Raw genomic sequence first — 17002 nt, forward strand, 5'->3', positions numbered from 1 at the left:
AATTGATGAAAACCAACGTGCTGGATACGAAAGATTATATCGTATTCTTTATTTACTTCGTAATTGTAGCGACCTATGGGATCTACATTTACAACAAGAAAAAATCTGCAGCCAGTGGATCTAAGGATTATTTTCTTGCTGAAGGCTCCCTTACCTGGTGGGCTATTGGAGCTTCTTTAATAGCCTCAAACATTTCGGCTGAACAATTTATCGGCATGAGTGGTTCGGGCTTTAAAATGGGGCTTGCAATTGCTACCTATGAATGGATGGCTGCGGCAACACTTATTGTGGTGGCCGTTTTCTTTATTCCGGTATATCTGAAAAACAAAATCTCTACCATGCCTCAGTTCCTCCATCAAAGGTATAATGGGACTGTGGCTATGATTATGGCTGTTTTCTGGTTGCTGTTATATGTGGTTGTTAATCTAACTTCCATCCTTTATTTGGGTGCACTGGCTGTAAGCAGTATTTCGGGCTTTAATCTTGATCTCTGTATGTATGCGATCGCTGCATTTGCCATCATTATTACATTGGGCGGAATGAAGGTTATTGGCTATACTGACGTAATTCAGGTCTTCTTTTTAATCCTCGGTGGACTTGCTACGACCTATCTTGCGCTTAGCTTAGTATCGGATCATTATGGAACAGCAGGGATTTTTAACGGTTATAAGTTAATGACCAGTAAGGCTTCTGAGCATTTTCACATGATCTTGAAACCAGATAATGAAAATTATATTGACTTGCCTGGACTTAGTGTACTTATAGGAGGAATGTGGATTGTGAACTTGAATTACTGGGGCTGTAACCAATATATCACTCAGCGTGCTTTGGGTGCTGATCTGAAAACAGCTCGTGGAGGTATCCTGTTCGCCGCGTTTTTAAAGCTTTTGATGCCTATTATTGTGGTATTGCCGGGTATTGCAGCTTACGTTTTATACAAAGATGGAGCTTTTCAAACCGAAATGCTTCAAGATGGCTCTGTAAACCCTGATCGTGCTTATCCAGTATTACTTAATCTTTTACCTGCCGGATTAAAAGGGCTTTCTTTTGCTGCGCTTACTGCTGCGGTAGTGGCTTCTTTAGCTGGAAAGGCAAACAGTATTGCAACTATATTTACATTGGATATTTATAAAAAAGTGATTAAACCCGAAGCTACAGAAGGTAACTTGGTTGTAACAGGTAAAGTTGCGATTATAGCAGCGATGATTTTGGGTGTATTGATTGCTCCGCATTTAGGAATTGATAAAAAAGGAGGCTTCCAGTACATTCAGGAATATACTGGTTTTGTGTCTCCTGGTATTTTTGCCATGTTTATTCTAGGATTCTTTTGGAAAAAAGCAACATCTAATGCAGCATTATTTGCAACTATTGGTGGTTTTGGACTTTCATTATTGCTTAAATTTTTACCAGGTATGACCGATCTTTCCTGGTTGTCGCAAGTAGGTTTTGCTGTTAAAGGTTCAACCGGTGTATATGAAATTCCTTTCTTAGATAGAATGGGCTTTGTGTTTTTATTCTGTATTATCGGAATGATTATCATTAGTTTGGTGGGCAATAAAGGTGAGGCAGATGCTAAGGGACTTGAAATTGATGCAAAGATGTTCAAAACCACTACCAGCTTTGCTGTTGGTGCTTTAATTATAGTAGGCATTCTTGTTGCACTTTATAGTGTGTACTGGTAAAAACCTATAACCGTTATCTGGTGTTTGTAGCATCAGGTAACGGTCTTTTTATTATACTTGCACAACTTTTTGCTATCTCATAAATCTTGAAGAAAAAAACGACTATATACGATATTGCTAAGGAACTGAACGTTACCGTTTCAACGGTGTCCCGGGCACTTAGCGGTTTTCCCGCAATTAGTGAATCAACAAGACAAACTGTAATTGATACAGCGAAAAGACTTAATTATAGTCCTAATAAGCTTGCTTCTGCCCTTAAATCAGGGAAAACCTATATTGTTGGTGTAATTGTACCAAGTGTTCAGGCACATTTTTTTGCCTCAATTATTCATAGCATAGAAGAGGGCTTAAAAGACAGCGGCTACAGAATTATTCTTTATCAGTCTAATGAATCTGTTGAAAATGAGATCAAAGGTGTAAAAACACTGTTGGAAGCTCAGGTAGATGGAATCATGGCGTCAATGTCATTAGAGACGAATGAAGTGTCTCACTTTCAGGAAATTATAAAGCAGAATAAGCCGCTTATTCTTTTCGATAGGATTAGCACAAAGCTGAAAGTGCCAACTGTTACACTTAACGATTTTCAGGCGGGTTTTTTGGCCGCCCAACATCTTATTGATCAGGGGTATAAGAATATTGCTTTTGTAACCACCATTCACCAGATCAGAATCTTTAATGATCGTTTGGAAGGTTATAAAGAAGCTATGAAAGTCAATAATTTGACTGTAAATGAAGAACATATCATCTTTGGTGGCCTTTCTATAAAGGACGGAAGATATGGCGCTGGTAAACTCTTGCGCGGAAATAATATGCCTGATGCTATTATTGCGGGAGATGACTTTACTGCCCTTGGGGTGATTAAAAAGCTGAAAGAAGTTAACCAGGCCCCACCGAAGATAGGGGTAATCGGGTTTGCGAATGAAGCTTTTTCAGCTTACATCACGCCGAGTCTATCTACAGTGGATCAACATCCTAATCAGATGGGCCGGGATTGTGCTGAAATGTTTTTACAAATGATCAAGCAGAATAATCCTTATGAAGGTATACGTAATGTTATTCTGGAGCCTACAATCGTAGAAAGACAATCAACAGGATTATAAATGTTTTATTTCTGCATTGGTTCTATCAATTTGATGGTTCCATCAGGATTGTGTGTAAGTTCCGTTACTTTGATATTTCTCAGGTGCGTTTTATTGGACAGTTGCGTGTCATGATAAAATATGTACCATTTGCCCTTTATTTCAATAATTGAATGATGAGTAGTCCATCCCTGAACCGGATTCATAAACGTTCCCTGGTAGGTAAACGGGCCATAAGGAGTGTTACCAATTGCCGAAGCCAGAAAATGAGTGTCGCCTGTTGAATAAGTGAAGTAGTATTTGCCATTGTACTTATGCATCCATGCGCCCTCAAAAAATCTTCTGTCATGGTCTTTAGTTAAAAGTGCTTTACCATCTTTATCCAAAATTACTACATCTTTTACCGGCCCATCAAAGCTCAGCATATCAGCACTCATTTTGGCAACTTTGGCCGTTAGGGCAGGTTCATTTTCTTTTCCCGAGTCAGTTTTGGAGCCATTCATATCATACTTTCCATTATTCCATCGTTGTAGCTGACCGCCCCAAATTCCACCGTAATACATGTAAGAATTTCCATCAGTATCCGTAAACACTGCGGGATCTATGCTGTAGCTTCCTTCTATTGGCTTAGGTTCTGCCTTAAATGGTCCTGCTGGATTTTTAGAGGTAGCCACACCAATTCTAAAGACATCATTTTTATCCTTAACAGGAAAATAAAGGTAATAGGTGCCATTTTTAAAAGCTGCATCCGGGGCCCAAAGTTGTCGGCCGGCCCATGGAATATCCTTTATACTCAAGGCCACACCGTGGTCAGTGACTTTTCCATTAATGCTATCCATGCTTAGGATGTGGTAATCGCGCATGTCAAAGTGGTCACCATTGTCATTTTCCGGAGTGCCAGATTCAATGTCATGAGATGGGTAAATGTATATTTTACCATCAAAAATATGCGCAGAAGGGTCGGCAGTGTAAATCGATGAAATCAGTGGTTCAGAAAGATACTTAGATTTTTTTGTAGTGTCACTGGTTTCGGCTGCTACTGTTTTAGTGTTTTGCCGGCATGCGCTGGTAGCCAGGATAGCCATCATAAGCGCGAGGGCGGAGTGCTGTTTAAATTTGTTCATGGTCTATTATTGGTTATAAATGATTGCTAGTTTATTTTGCGATGCTTTTAAAAGTTTCAGGTGGTCCAAGGAAACTTGGTTTTAGGCCACCCAAATCAAGTACTAGCTTTTGCAGTACAACTCCTGGAGTCACCATCCAGTATTTTATGGTGTGTTTTCCTGGTTGATCAAACTTTAAGGGTGTTTTAAATATTTTGATGCTGTTTGCAACGGACTCTCTCCAGGCAGCTTCAGTCTTGTAATCGGTACTAATGTTTACTATTGTAATGGGAGCATCGTCTACCGAAATGGCAAACTTTAAACCATCACTATTGGTAAAGTCTATAGTTGGTGAAATGAATGAATTTAAGGTGTATGTGCCGGCATTATCCAGATAAATATTATAAGCTAGATGTGGCGTACTTTTATCCGGCTTTTGGATGGAAGTAGTTACCGGAACCGGGATCACTCCACCTTGGGTTTTTCCGTAATTGGGAATAGTTTTCCAGAAAATAGGGCGACTGTTTACTGCTTTCGAATAATTTACAGCCTCCATAGCAATGTACCCGTTTTGTGGTACAAATACATTTTCATCCTTTTCGTTAAATGTGTTGTTTTTGGTTGTGCGTATTGGCAGCGTTATTTTGGTGCCATCACTTCCCGAAACTGTTATTAAGGATTCCGTATTTCCAATAGGTGCCTTTGCCCAATCTATGCTTACGTAGATACGTTTTTGATCTTGCAATTCTGCCTTTTTCTGGTCTATTGAAACATAAGAGGGGGCTTTAATGTCGTATTTCAAAGTGCCTGTTCCAGTATTAAAGATTTCGAAGTAATGACTTTGGTTACTCAGGTTATCTAGTACAGGGAAACTTTTGTTGACACGGGCTTTTCCTGTCCAGCTAGAATCTGAGCCCTCAATAGCCAGCCCCAATCGAGCCTTTGTTGCAGCAATTTTGTATGTTTTGGGCATAGCATTTTCTATAGGCTGTTGCCAATTGGTATAGCCAATATGGGTTTGGTCCATCATGTGATCCCATTTGCCGCCAGCCATCACTTTGTTGTAGAAGTGAGTGATCTCGGCATCTCTTTTATACAACGAGTCTGCTTTTGCAGCCAGAGAGTTCGTCAATACTCTACCCTGTTTGGCATAAAGCTTATTTCTCGCTACGGTATAATAAAGCTCATTTAAATTCGCACAGGCTTCAACAGGATGCAAAACCAATTGGTAATAAGCATCTTTTTGGTTTGCCGGAAGCTGGTTGTAAATGTATCTAGCTTTGTTTTCGAGTTTTTTATAATCATGTACTACCGTTTCAAATTCGTTGTAGTTGACCAGACTGTAAGTATCTTCATTTAGCAACTCCGGCTTTATTCGGCCATTGTATTTCGAATAATAATCTAAAATGTCGGCTGTTGCTAAGGCGTAGTCCTCCCCAAATTGTTTGCTGCACCAATCAATTGTATACTGTTTTAGTTTTTCGACAGGAATGGCATCAGGTGCCCAGGCGTAATCTAAAAAGAATTCTATTGGAAATTCCATAGGCTTTAAATCGCCTACATTTACAATCCAGATTTGATTAGCATCGTATTTATAAGCTAGGTTCATTTGCTCCCAAATTTTTTGAATAGGATTGGTATTTACCCATTTATAGTTTCGTGGGTCGCCTACATAATCAAAATGGTAGTAAATGCCATAACCACCTGCTCTGGGTGCTTCATTTAATGCAGGTAGTTTTCTGATATTGCCCCAGTTATCGTCGCAAAGCAAAAGTGTAATGTCGTCGGGAACACGCATCCCTTTATCATAATATGCCTGAACTTCCTTATACAGGGCCCAGAGTTGAGGAGTTTGGGATGCTGGTTTTCCGGTTACCTTTGTGATGATTTCGCGCTGATCTTTAACAATTTTCTCCAATAATGCAGTGGCTGTTCCTTCGGTCATGGGCTCATCGCCATCACCACGCATGCCAACGGTAATAATCTGTTCTTTATCCGCTACTCGTTTTAATCCACTCTCCCAGAAGGTTCTTAGTTGCTCTGGGTTTTGGTCGTAGTTCCATTTGCCACCTTTGTATCTTTTCCATTCATCATGTGCACGAGTTAAAGGCTCATGATGGGATGTTCCGATCACTACACCATATTCGTCAGCCAAAACAGGGTTCATTTTATCATCATCATTAAATGCGTTTCCCCACATTGCCGGCCATAAATAATTGCCTTTCAGGCGCAGAATTAACTCAAAAACTTTTTCGTAAAACTTATGGTTAAAGCCTCCGAACTCTTTTTGTGACCAACCCGAGAGGGCAGGAGCTTCATCATTTAAAAATATGCCCCTATATTTTACAGCGGGAGCAGCAATCACATGACGACCGGATATAGCAAATAGTGTATTGCTTTTTTGTACTGGTACATCTGCCCAATAATACCATGGAGAAACTCCGATCTGGTAAGACAATTCATAAATTCCATAAATCGTTCCGCGCTTATCGCTGCCAGCAATAACCAATGCACTATCTACACCGGGCATTGGATTTTTTACAACCTCTATTAAGGTGCTTTCCCAACTGCCCGAAATCCCTGCAACATCAATCTTATTGGTTTTAATCAATTGATCTATAACTTTGCTATTGCCAATTGTGCCCACAATGATGGCCATTCCTGCAGGTTTATCGGTTAAGAAATCTGCATTCAGCCCTGTTACTTTTTTGATGTCCGCCTGCAGATCTTTAGCTGCCCTTATTACACCTTTCCATTCATTCTCACTTACGATAATGGAAGCGGATTTTTGATTTGCGGCAATACAAAAACTACCAGAAACATACTTTTTAGCAATAAAAGGGTTGGTGCCGGCGGCCTGGCAAACTGCATTTAAGCCAGCCATGATCATCAGGAGAATGAGTTTCTTCATTTTATTTATTTTTAAAATTAATGACCTCCCAATACGCCTTTTTAGGCTGTAAGTAGGTGTCAAATAATAAGGGATAGTTTTTTCTGCCCATTACCGGATATTCATCCAACCAGGTATGGCGATCAGAAATGTTCCAAAAAGTAACGTTTGTAATTACACCCTTATAGGCCCTGAATATTTTAAAAACCATAGCATATTTAGCTGCCTGCTTTTCTGCTAATTCTGCTGTAAATTCATCAGATTCTCCTTCCCGGGGGGCTCTTTTGTTTTTCTCCCATGGATAAATAGAGATATCAAGTTCAGTAAATTGAATTTTTAAGCCAAGAGAACTATACCTTTCTATAGCGGTCTTAAGTTCATTTTCTGTTGGTTCTTGTAAAGACCAATGTGCTTGTAAGCCAATACCATCAATAGGGACACCTTTGTCTTTTAAGCTTTTTAAAAGTTTATAAATCCTTTCTCTTTTTTCCGGGCGCTCGGTATTGTAATCGTTGTAAAATAGCTTTGCATTAGGATCTGCAGCATGTGCATACTCGAAAGCTTTTAGAATAAAATCTTCCCCGCAGATTTGATACCACTTAGAATTTCGCAGAAACTTTGAGGGATCATCATCTATAGCCTCATTTACTACATCCCATGCATATATCTTGCCTTTATACCGATTTACAACTGTGGTAATGTGCGTTTTTAAACGCTGTAATAAAACTTCTTTTGTAACTTCTTGTCCGTTTTCTCCTTTAAAAATCCAATTGGGAGCTTGCTCGTGCCAACAAAGGTTATGTCCACGGATTTTAAGTCCATTGCTGATGGCAAAGTTTACAATCGAATCTGCATCTTTCCAGTAAAACTTACCTTCCTTTGGCTGTAAAAGGCCCATTTTCATTGCGTTTTCTGCTGTAATGCTATTGAACTGTCTTTTGATCAGCGTGGCCTCGTCGCCAACTAAGTTTTTTGTTCCAACAGCAACACCAACGGTGAAGTAGTCTTTGTAAAAATCTTTCAGCCCCCTGTTGTCTGTCTGATAATTTTTAGCAGTTTGCTGTGATTTAGCAGCATTGAAAATCAACAATGCGCATAAAAAAAGGCATGTAGGTTTAAAGGCGCTTAATATTTTAGGGGACATATTCATCTTGTTAAAATCCGATTGCGTTTCCTCCGTCTACCGGCATTACTATACCGGTAATGTATTTTGCACTGGTTGAACTTAGAAAGTGAACTGCATCGGCAACATCTTCCGGGTCACCCATTTTTGCCATGGGTGTTCTTGAAAATACTTTATTCTTTCTTTCTGGATCGGCGTCTAAGGCTTTGGCCGACATAGCTGTTTTTATAAAGCCTGGAGCAACACAGTTGATCCTGATACCCAAAGGAGAAAGTTCCGTAGCCATTGCCCTTGTCATTCCTTCTATTCCTGTTTTCGCTGCCGAATAAGCAATTACTTTTGGAATACCATATTGTGCCGCCATCGAGCTGATGTTTACAATACAGCCACTTTGCACGTCAATCATTTTTTTTACAACTTCGCGACTAATGCTAAATACGGCAGATAAATTGACTTGAATAATATTTGCAAAATCTTCATCTGTTACCTCTATAAAAGGCTTTTTCATATTTATGCCTGCATTGTTTACCAGGATGTCAATCTTTCCAAATGAGGTATGAATCTCTTCAATCAGCGCAGGGATGCCTGCCAAATTTTGAAGATCAAATACACGATAACTTGCTAGCTGGCCAAATTGGACAGTAGCAGTTTTTAGTTTATCTTCATTTCTACCAATCATGATGACGTGTACTCCTTCATGAACCAATTTTTTGCTAATGGCCAAACCCAATCCAGCTCCTCCGCCTGTTACAATGGCAATTTGTTTATTCATTTTATTACTTTTTTCTTTGTGATGATGCTCTAACAATTAGATCTGAATTGAGTATTACCGTGCTGGTAAAGCTTAAATCTCCTTCCCCGTCTAAATGGTTAATTAAAATTCGGGCAATGTTTTCGCCCATTTCATTACCGGGGTAATTAATGGTACTGATTTCAGGCTCAGTTACTCTTGATATCAGATCATTGTTGAAACCGACTATCGCCATGTCTTCAGGTACTTTTACTCCGGCTTCTTTTAAAATACTTAAGGCAAATGCTGCTGATGAGTCGTTTGTGATAAATAAGCCATCAGGCAGTTTGTCACGCTTTAAAATATCATTAACCAGGACATCCTGCACATCCTGTTCGGTTAACTCATTTGAAATAAATAAGCTGGGGTCATAAGGGATGTTGTGATCTGCAAGTGCTTTTTTATAGCCTTCAAATCTATCCTTGTAAACGTTTCTTTTGGTGTTTCCGGTAATGTGTAGTATTTCCTGACAGCCTTGCATGATCAGATGTTCGGTTGCTTTATACCCTGCCTGAAAATTATCGATTAATACCTTGGTGGACTGAATATTTTCGGCAACCCGATCAAAAAAGATAATAGGGATATTCTTTTTAATGAAGGTGTCGAAATGACTGAAGTTCTGGGTGTCTGAAGCTAGTGAGACAATTAAACCATCCACTCGGCTATTAAACATGGTTATTGTATTGGTTTTTTCTTTGGCTTCCTGCTCAAAGGATTGACTGATGATTAAGTTATAGCCGGCAGTGTTGACAATCTTTTCTATGCCGGATAAAACTGAGGACATAAAGAGACTATTTAGTCTCGGTACAATTACGCCAATTGTATTGGTTTTTTGTTTGCGGAGGTTACTGGCGAACTTGTTAGAACGGTAACCCAATTCTGTTGCCAGGTCTAATATTTTTTTCTTTGTTTTCTTATTTACAGCCGGATGATCTTGCAAAGCTCTGCTCACGGTAGCTGCGGAAATGTCTAGTTTCTCGGCTAAATCATATATGGTAATTTCCTTGTCTTGCATAAAGAGGGTAAAAATTAGCTACATTTGGTTTGACTAAAGTAATGTTATTTTTCTAAAATTGCAATCGGTTGCATTAATATTTTAATTGTTACAATAGTGGTCCTGTTCAACTTAATTGAATGATCCATATGCCGTTTGAACGGCAAGAATTTACCTGTATAGTTAACTCATCATAAGAAAAAATTGCTACTCTTTTGATTAATACAGTGTCTTTTGCATATCAGCGCAAATTTCTCTAAGTTTGCCGTCTACAAAATTTTATCATGAGCAAAGCAATAATTAAAACAGATAAAGGTGACATGACCGTTCAGTTTTACGATCAGGATGCACCAAATACAGTTGCCAACTTTAAAAAATTAGCTAAAGAAGGTTTTTATAACGGGGTAACATTTCACAGGGTGATCCCTAATTTTGTTGTTCAGGCAGGATGTCCTAACTCAAAAGATGCTGCTACAGCGCATTTGGCAGGTACAGGCGGCCCAGGTTATAAAATTGATTGCGAATTAACAGGTGGTAACCAATTCCATGACCGTGGTGTATTATCTATGGCTCACGCTGGAAGAAATACTGGTGGTTCACAATTCTTTATATGCCACAGCAGAGACAATACTGCACATCTTGACAGAAATCACACTTGCTTCGGTAAAGTGATTGAAAATGTTGATCTTGTTGACAGTATTAAACAAGGTGATAAGATTTTAAGCATTGAAGTAATAGAAGATTAATTCTAAGCTTCTCAAAAACAAACAATATGAATTTAAGAGGAATTGTAGCAGTATCTGGAAGACCGGGGTTGTTTAAGCTTGTTGGTCAGAATAAAGCAGGGTATGTTCTTGAAAGTCTGGACGCACAGAAAGTTAAAATTATAGCCAATATGACTACAACTAAACTAGCGTCATTGGAAGACATTACGGTATATGGCGAGGATGAGGATTTAAAATTAACAGATGTTTTAGCAAATATGGTTGCCACTAAAGGAAATGTTCCTGATGCAAAGGCTGAATCAAGCGTGCTTAAAGCATTTTTTAAAGAAGTTGCTCCAGGTCATGACGAAGAGAAAGTTTATGCTTCAGATATGAAGAAAATTGTAAGCTGGTTCCATATCCTTAAAGATCTGCCTTTATTTAGTGAAGAAGCTCCTGCGTTAAGTGAAGAACACGAAGCATTGAAAGCAGAAGAAAAGCTTGAGAAAAAGCCTAAAGCTGCAGCAAAGCCATCAAATGCTAAGGCGCCAAGCAAAACTGCGCAGCCAGCTAAGAAAGTTAATATGACAAGTAAAAAAGGGGTTTAGTTAACCTTAACTTATATTGATCATTAATAAAAGGATACCCCAATAGGTATCCTTTTGTTTTTGTACCCAATTTGTATTTTAAAATAAATACCAGATCAGTAAAAATGCAATGATCGATATGATAATGGCGATGATATAACTCATCCGATCCTTTTTCCTGTCACTTTTAAATTTATAATCCCTTTTATAATCCGACGGTAAGCGCATAAATAACCTCCTTTTATTTTATGATGTTGTGTGGCTTTAATTTCCACAAACTGATTCCAAATTATTCGTGGTGATAGGGTTCACCTTTTAAAATACTGAATGCCCTGTAAAGTTGCTCTACAAAGAACAATCTGACCATTTGATGAGAGAAGGTCATATCTGAAAGCGACATACTGCCATTGGCTCGTTTATAAATGCTTTCGTCAAAGCCATAAGGCCCGCCAATAATAAATACCAGATGTTGAACACTCCCAATCATTTGTTTGTTTAGATAATTTGAAAAAGCTACAGAGGTATATTTCTTTCCTTTCTCATCCATTAAAATCACTGTATCAAGGTTGTTAATTTGCTTTTGGATCAGCTCTGCTTCTTTAGATTTTTGTTGTGCCTCGCTCAGGTTTTTCGTGTTCTTTATTTCGGGTATAACCAACAGGTTAAAGCCAATATAATGTTTCAATCTGTTCAGGTATTTCTCAATGCCCTCAATCAGGTACTTGTCTTCTGTTTTACCTACAACCAGTAAAGTGATCTTCATTTATTTTATCTTTATCGTCTAAACAATTCGTAACATACAATCTTAACCAAGGTCAAAGTTTAACGCAATAAATTATTAAGGAACTTCAAATATAATGGTAAAAACAAAACATAGCATCTTAGCCGACTATCAAAATAATGCAGATAAGCAGCAAACAGAGGTTAATAACCTGAAACGTAAGTTAAATAATATCTCGTTTTCGCGACTAGGACTATTTATCGCCGAGATTCTGATTGTTGCTTTGATCATTAATTTCGGGTTTGAATGGCTGTTTGCCGTGTTGTTAACCATACCATTAATTGTATTTTTATTTCTGGTTAAAAAACAAGCTGCTGTACAAAAGCAATTAACTTATTCCGGTAAGTTGTTATGGGTTTACCAAAATGAGATTGATCAGTTAAGTGGTGGGAAAAATGGCTACAGTAATGGGGAAGGTTATGCAGATGAATACCATCATTATTCTTCCGACTTAGATATATTTGGCCAAGGGTCTTTGTATTCATTGATCAATCGCTGTAATACGCAACAGGGATTGGATATTTTGGCCGCCAATTTAAATCAGCCTAATGATCAGCTTACTATTCAACAAAGACAGGAGGCAATTATAGAATTAAAAAGCCACATTGATCAGACTTTCCATTTTAGGGCAGAACTTCAGAATCATAAACCAGGACAACTACAGGTGATCATTAATAAACTTCAGGATCAATTACCGGATCAATTAAACTTTACCCGCAAAAAATCATTGCGGTTGTATGTTAAGGTTGTTCCTTTCATCACGATCGGCATATTCGTGCTGGGGGTTGTGTTTGGTGGCTGGGCCTGGCAACTCTTTGCTGTTATTGCCCTTTTTAATGCGGCCCTAACCTTTTTTAACATGAGCCATCTTAATCAGGTGTATTATGGCTTTAGTAAGGAATCAAGTCTGTTGAGTGCCTTTGCCGATACGATTAAATGGACCGAAGATGTGGCTTGGAAAAGCACTTATATACAACATTTTTTTGGTGAAGGAAAGGCTGCGGTGCCGATTAGTATGCAAATCCGTAAGCTATCTGGCATTATTCAGGCTTTTGATGCCCGACTTAATATTATTGTAAGCATGGTGCTGAATCTTTTTGCACTTTGGGATTTAAGATGTTCTATTTCACTATGCAGCTGGCACGATCAATCGGCGAAGCAAACGATAGAAGGAATGACTCGGATTGGCCGGTTTGAAGAACTGATTTCTTTTGCCACACTGACCCATAATCAACCGGAATGGAACTTCCCGGTCATAGAGCCTGCTTTTCATTTAAAAGCTACAGCGTTAGGGCATCCACTTATTCCAGAACAAGTAAGGGTATATAATAGCTTTAATCTTGAGGCTAAACCTACAGTCGACATTGTTACGGGCTCTAACATGGCCGGTAAAAGCACTTTTCTGAGAACTGTTGGAATCAACATGACCTTAGCCTTTGCCGGTGCACCTGTATGTGCCCAACAAATGTCATTATCCATTTTTAAAGTGCTTTCGTATATGCGAATCAAAGATTCATTGAATGATCAAACTTCAACGTTTAAAGCAGAACTGAATAGACTCAAAATGATTTTAGATGCCATAAAGACTGATCAGCATTCCTTTGTATTGATCGATGAGATGCTTCGGGGTACAAACAGCAAGGATAAATACCTGGGTTCAAAGGTATTTATAGAAAAACTGATCGAACAAAATACTCCGGCATTATTTGCTACGCACGATCTGCAATTGTCGGAAATGGAAGCTGATCATGCATACCAAATCAGAAACTACCATTTCGATATACAGATTTCCGAAGGGGAAATGGAGTTTGATTATAAATTAAAAGAAGGCCCTTGTAAAACTTTTAATGCCGCACTCTTATTAAAACAGATCGGCTTAAGCTTGAATTAAGCCGTGCCATATTCTTTAAATACCATTTATCCAGCTTGAAATTTTTTGAAGGGCAGCAGGGTTAAGCGTCTCTTCAATATTTCCATATTCAGATTCTGCACCCGTATTTGCCTTTTGGAATAAATGGTTTAGCCCCTCCATGGGAACAATTTCAAAACGTTTATTCCCAGCTTTTTGTAGCCCTGTCTTAATGCCGGCTAAATTTGCAGTAGACTCTACCTGGAAGTCGAGAGTACCATTAAGCGCCAAAACAGGGCATTTTACCTTCGTCAGATAAATTGCAGGGTCAAAACTTATAAAATACCTAAACCATGGTGTTTTGTATTTATTCAGGGTTTGTTGAACGATGGATTCCTTAGCTGTTCTATTGAGCTTTTCTAAAGGTTCCAGATCGAGTTCTTTGCGTAGAGCAAGCTCAACTTCGACCTCTGCATTTGGTAATGGAAGGTCCTTGACCTCGTTCATCACAGTGAATATCTTTAAATTACTAGCCGTTTTATGTGCCACCTCATCGGCAGGTACACCTGCAAGCTTCAGGGCATCACCAATTTGACGGGCACATAGCTGCGTTATTGGAACGCCCGGTCCCGCCATTAAAACGATGAATTTTACGTTTGGATTGCGACTGGCAACAATTGGTGCAATCATGCCGCCTTCACTATGCCCTACAAGCCCTATAGTCATATTTTTAAGGTCAGGTCTGGAAAGTATATACTTTACTGCGGCTTCTGCATCATCTGCAAAGTCGGCTGTAGTCGCTGCTGAAAAAATACCTGTTGATTTACCAACGCCTCTGTCATCATACCTTAGTACAGCAATACCTTGTCTGGTCAGATGATCGCTAAGTACGAGGAATGGGCGATGATTAAAAGGTGCCAGCTCTTCATTCCGGTCCTGTGGACCTGATCCGGTTATTAGGATTACAATTTTACTTGCTTTACCATTGATAGGCAGGGTTAATGTGCCAGCAAGACTATTTCCACCTACAGTGTTAGTAAAGGTTACTTCTTCTTGTTTGTAAGGAAAATCTTTGGGGTCCTGGGGTCTTATTTGTTGCACTGCGGATGCCTTTTCCGGTTTGCTGCTTAGCACTAATGCAGTACGTATTGGCCCCTGCTCAAAAGTCCCGCTTATTTTATTACTATCAGGGGCATAAATTCCCGTGTATTTCATCCCAATATTTGATGCCTCAACGGTTAAAGTCTTACTTGTATAAGTAGTCTTACTGGAAGGCATACCCTTGGCGCCTTGCTGAGGACTATCCATCGTAGTGGTATATTCGTTTCCGGCTTTTGTAATATGGAAAATCAGGGGCAATGAAGTTCCTTGAATATTTAATGTGCCATACCATGTTCCAGTGGGTTCCTGAGCAAATAAAGTGCTACTGAATAATATTAATGCTATTGCTGAATATAGAGTTTTCATCAGTATAAAATTGTTTTTCAATGGTGATGAAGCTATCATCATTTAGTATTTGTAAATTAAACTTTATTATGATATGTTGTATATAAAAATGATAAGCTATAGAATAGGCTTAACATTAACTTAATAAATGATTAGCATATTGCCCTTTATACAGAAATGATATGATCAAGGCATCTGATTTTGGAAAGGGTTTTTTATGGGGAGTAGCTACTGCTGCAGCTCAGATTGAAGGCGCTGTGGAGGGGTACGGAAAAGGATTGTCTATTTGGGATACTTTCTCCAAAAGATCCGGAAAGATTAAAAAAGGGCATCAGCCAACGACCGCATGTGATTTTTATCATCATTATAAGGAAGATATTGCGCTGGTTAAGCTATTGGGTTTTGGTGTTTTTCGTTTTTCTATTTCATGGCCTCGTATTTTGCCAACCGGTAAAGGGGATGTTAATAAGGAAGGACTTAGGTTCTACCATCAGGTAATTGATGAGTGTTTATTACAAAACATTATACCTTATGTTACCTTATATCATTGGGATTTACCAGAGGCATTGGAAGACGAGGGGGGGTGGACAGCTTTTTCAATTAACGAAAGCTTTAATCTCTTTGTTACTATCTGTGCAAAAGAATATGGGGATAAAGTAAAGAACTGGATCGTATTGAATGAGCCTTTTGGCTTTACCTCGCTCGGTTATATGTTAGGCGTTCATGCACCAGGGAAAACGGGCTTAACCAATTTCTTTTCTGCCGTTCATCATGCTGCTATAGCGCAGGCGGATGGTGGTCGGATATTGAGGGCAGAAGTTAAGGATGCGTATATAGGAACAAGCTTTTCCTGTTCTGAGATTATCCCTTATACGCAAAATGAATCCGATATGCTGGCTGCTAAGCGAGTAGATTGCCTGATGAATCGCCTGTTTATCGAGCCTTTGCTAGGGATGGGCTATCCTACGGCAGATTGGGAGGTGATGGAAAAGTTTTCCATCCAACATTCTACCTGGCGGCATACAAAACGACTTACTTTCGATTTCGACTTTATAGGCTTGCAGAATTATTTCCCTTTAACTATAAAATACAATCCCTTCATTCCTGTGGTGCAGGCCTGGGAGGTAAAAGCTAAAAGTCGAAAAAAACCACATACAGCGATGGGCTGGGAAATTAATTCCGACAGCTTTTATAACATCATTAAACAATTTGCTGCTTATCCAAATATTCCGCCTTTAATGATCACAGAAAATGGGGCAGCTTATCATGATAAGGTAATCAATCAGCAGGTTCATGATCAGGAACGCATTGTTTACTTTCAGCAATACTTAGCTGCTTTGTTAAAGGCAAAGCAGGAGGGGGTTCCTATCACGGGGTATATGGCCTGGACGCTGATGGATAATTTTGAATGGGCTGAAGGATTTAATGCCCGGTTTGGGCTGGTGTATACTGATTTTAAAACACAGCGACGTATAGTTAAAGATTCGGGACTTTGGTTTAAAGACTTTTTGGGACATTAGTGCTTTTTTAGTACATTGAACGCAAACGCAAGAATGAATGGATAAGATCATTGTATTTGAAACTTTTTATAACCCTATAGAGGCTAATATTGTAAAGTCAAGGCTAATAGATGCAGGTATACAATGCTTCCTTTCTGATGAAAATACGATCACCATAAATCCTTTGTATACTCAAGCTCTGGGTGGTGTTAAGCTACATTTATTTGAAAAGGATGTTGAAGCTGCAAGAAATATTCTTCAGGATGAGAATATGGAAATCGACTTAGAAGAGGTAGAGGGAGCAGAGGTTTGTCCCAATTGTGGCTCTACCAATGTAGGGTATGTGCAAGCTACAAAAAAACGGTTTGGAATATTTACCATAATTGTTTCGGTCCTTTTAGCGGTGTATCCCTTTCATGTAAAGAAAACTTATCACTGTTTTAACTGTGAACACGAATTCTAAGCGATTATAAAA

General features: G+C 38.9%; 14 protein-coding genes. 7 read left to right on the plus strand and 7 right to left on the minus strand.

Annotated features, from left to right (window positions below; all coding sequences use genetic code 11):
* Window positions 1-5: 5 nt before the first annotated feature.
* Together P0Y49_01845 and P0Y49_01850 are read left to right on the plus strand one after the other, a co-directional pair.
* The gene (locus P0Y49_01845; GenBank protein ID WEK19896.1) at window positions 6-1682 is read left to right on the plus strand and encodes a sodium/sugar symporter; all 1677 of its coding nucleotides are present in this window, start codon (window positions 6-8) and stop codon (window positions 1680-1682) included.
* 86 nt (window positions 1683-1768) lie between these two features.
* On the plus strand, window positions 1769-2782 hold the full coding sequence (locus tag P0Y49_01850; GenBank protein WEK19897.1) for a LacI family DNA-binding transcriptional regulator: 1014 nt from the start codon (window positions 1769-1771) through the stop codon (window positions 2780-2782).
* 5 nt (window positions 2783-2787) lie between these two features.
* On the opposite strand, the gene P0Y49_01855 is transcribed toward P0Y49_01850, so the two are convergent.
* The 5 genes from P0Y49_01855 to P0Y49_01875 are packed head-to-tail and all read right to left on the minus strand — an operon-like array spanning window position 2788 to window position 9682.
* The gene (locus tag P0Y49_01855; GenBank protein WEK19898.1) at window positions 2788-3885 is read right to left on the minus strand and encodes a glycoside hydrolase family 43 protein; all 1098 of its coding nucleotides are present in this window, start codon (window positions 3883-3885) and stop codon (window positions 2788-2790) included.
* 31 nt (window positions 3886-3916) lie between these two features.
* Window positions 3917-6775, minus strand: coding sequence for a glycosyl hydrolase 115 family protein (locus P0Y49_01860; GenBank protein WEK19899.1), 2859 nt, complete (start codon window positions 6773-6775; stop codon window positions 3917-3919).
* 1 nt (window position 6776) lies between these two features.
* Window positions 6777-7898 (minus strand): endo-1,4-beta-xylanase, encoded by a 1122-nt coding sequence (locus P0Y49_01865; protein ID WEK19900.1) that lies wholly within the window; start codon window positions 7896-7898, stop codon window positions 6777-6779.
* A 10-nt stretch (window positions 7899-7908) separates the two neighbouring features.
* Window positions 7909-8649: an SDR family NAD(P)-dependent oxidoreductase gene (locus P0Y49_01870; protein WEK19901.1), complete on the minus strand. Its 741-nt coding sequence runs from the start codon at window positions 8647-8649 to the stop codon at window positions 7909-7911.
* 4 nt (window positions 8650-8653) lie between these two features.
* On the minus strand, window positions 8654-9682 hold the full coding sequence (locus P0Y49_01875) for a LacI family DNA-binding transcriptional regulator (protein ID WEK19902.1): 1029 nt from the start codon (window positions 9680-9682) through the stop codon (window positions 8654-8656).
* A gap of 263 nt (window positions 9683-9945) precedes the next feature.
* Here P0Y49_01875 and P0Y49_01880 point away from each other — a divergent pair, with 263 nt between their 5' ends.
* Entirely contained in the window at window positions 9946-10407 is a 462-nt protein-coding gene (locus P0Y49_01880; GenBank protein WEK19903.1) for a peptidylprolyl isomerase, read from the plus strand.
* A 26-nt stretch (window positions 10408-10433) separates the two neighbouring features.
* Complete coding sequence (locus P0Y49_01885) at window positions 10434-10973, plus strand: DUF5606 domain-containing protein (protein ID WEK19904.1); 540 nt, start codon at window positions 10434-10436, stop codon at window positions 10971-10973.
* 268 nt (window positions 10974-11241) lie between these two features.
* Here P0Y49_01885 and rlmH read toward each other — a convergent pair whose 3' ends face one another.
* Window positions 11242-11715 (minus strand): 23S rRNA (pseudouridine(1915)-N(3))-methyltransferase RlmH, encoded by a 474-nt coding sequence (gene rlmH / locus P0Y49_01890; protein WEK19905.1) that lies wholly within the window; start codon window positions 11713-11715, stop codon window positions 11242-11244.
* Between the two features lie 94 nt (window positions 11716-11809).
* Between rlmH and P0Y49_01895 the strand changes: the two genes are divergently transcribed.
* Window positions 11810-13624 carry a DNA mismatch repair protein MutS gene (locus P0Y49_01895; protein WEK19906.1) on the plus strand — a complete coding sequence of 605 codons (1815 nt, stop codon included), beginning with the start codon at window positions 11810-11812 and terminating at the stop codon, window positions 13622-13624.
* Between the two features lie 15 nt (window positions 13625-13639).
* Here P0Y49_01895 and P0Y49_01900 read toward each other — a convergent pair whose 3' ends face one another.
* Window positions 13640-15049: an alpha/beta fold hydrolase gene (locus tag P0Y49_01900; GenBank protein ID WEK19907.1), complete on the minus strand. Its 1410-nt coding sequence runs from the start codon at window positions 15047-15049 to the stop codon at window positions 13640-13642.
* A gap of 161 nt (window positions 15050-15210) precedes the next feature.
* Here P0Y49_01900 and P0Y49_01905 point away from each other — a divergent pair, with 161 nt between their 5' ends.
* Window positions 15211-16548, plus strand: a complete 1338-nt coding sequence (locus tag P0Y49_01905) for a GH1 family beta-glucosidase (GenBank protein WEK19908.1) — start codon at window positions 15211-15213, stop codon at window positions 16546-16548.
* A gap of 37 nt (window positions 16549-16585) precedes the next feature.
* The gene (locus P0Y49_01910) at window positions 16586-16990 is read left to right on the plus strand and encodes a DUF2007 domain-containing protein (protein ID WEK19909.1); all 405 of its coding nucleotides are present in this window, start codon (window positions 16586-16588) and stop codon (window positions 16988-16990) included.
* Window positions 16991-17002: the final 12 nt, after the last annotated feature.

Source organism: Candidatus Pedobacter colombiensis, from assembly GCA_029202485.1.
GTDB classification, from domain to species: Bacteria; Bacteroidota; Bacteroidia; order Sphingobacteriales; family Sphingobacteriaceae; genus Pedobacter; species Pedobacter colombiensis.

Bases quoted from the DNA above. Each gene is read 5' to 3' on its own strand.
- P0Y49_01865 (WEK19900.1), bottom strand. From the start codon at position 7,898: ATGTCCCCTAAAATATTAAGCGCCTTTAAACCTACATGCCTTTTTTTA.
- P0Y49_01875 (WEK19902.1), bottom strand. From the start codon at position 9,682: ATGCAAGACAAGGAAATTACCATATATGATTTAGCCGAGAAACTAGAC.
- P0Y49_01845 (WEK19896.1), top strand. From the start codon at position 6: ATGAAAACCAACGTGCTGGATACGAAAGATTATATCGTATTCTTTATT.
- P0Y49_01895 (WEK19906.1), top strand. From the start codon at position 11,810: ATGGTAAAAACAAAACATAGCATCTTAGCCGACTATCAAAATAATGCA.
- rlmH (WEK19905.1), bottom strand. From the start codon at position 11,715: ATGAAGATCACTTTACTGGTTGTAGGTAAAACAGAAGACAAGTACCTG.
- P0Y49_01870 (WEK19901.1), bottom strand. From the start codon at position 8,649: ATGAATAAACAAATTGCCATTGTAACAGGCGGAGGAGCTGGATTGGGT.
- P0Y49_01900 (WEK19907.1), bottom strand. From the start codon at position 15,049: ATGAAAACTCTATATTCAGCAATAGCATTAATATTATTCAGTAGCACT.
- P0Y49_01905 (WEK19908.1), top strand. From the start codon at position 15,211: ATGATCAAGGCATCTGATTTTGGAAAGGGTTTTTTATGGGGAGTAGCT.
- P0Y49_01910 (WEK19909.1), top strand. From the start codon at position 16,586: ATGGATAAGATCATTGTATTTGAAACTTTTTATAACCCTATAGAGGCT.
- P0Y49_01855 (WEK19898.1), bottom strand. From the start codon at position 3,885: ATGAACAAATTTAAACAGCACTCCGCCCTCGCGCTTATGATGGCTATC.
- P0Y49_01885 (WEK19904.1), top strand. From the start codon at position 10,434: ATGAATTTAAGAGGAATTGTAGCAGTATCTGGAAGACCGGGGTTGTTT.
- P0Y49_01860 (WEK19899.1), bottom strand. From the start codon at position 6,775: ATGAAGAAACTCATTCTCCTGATGATCATGGCTGGCTTAAATGCAGTT.
- P0Y49_01880 (WEK19903.1), top strand. From the start codon at position 9,946: ATGAGCAAAGCAATAATTAAAACAGATAAAGGTGACATGACCGTTCAG.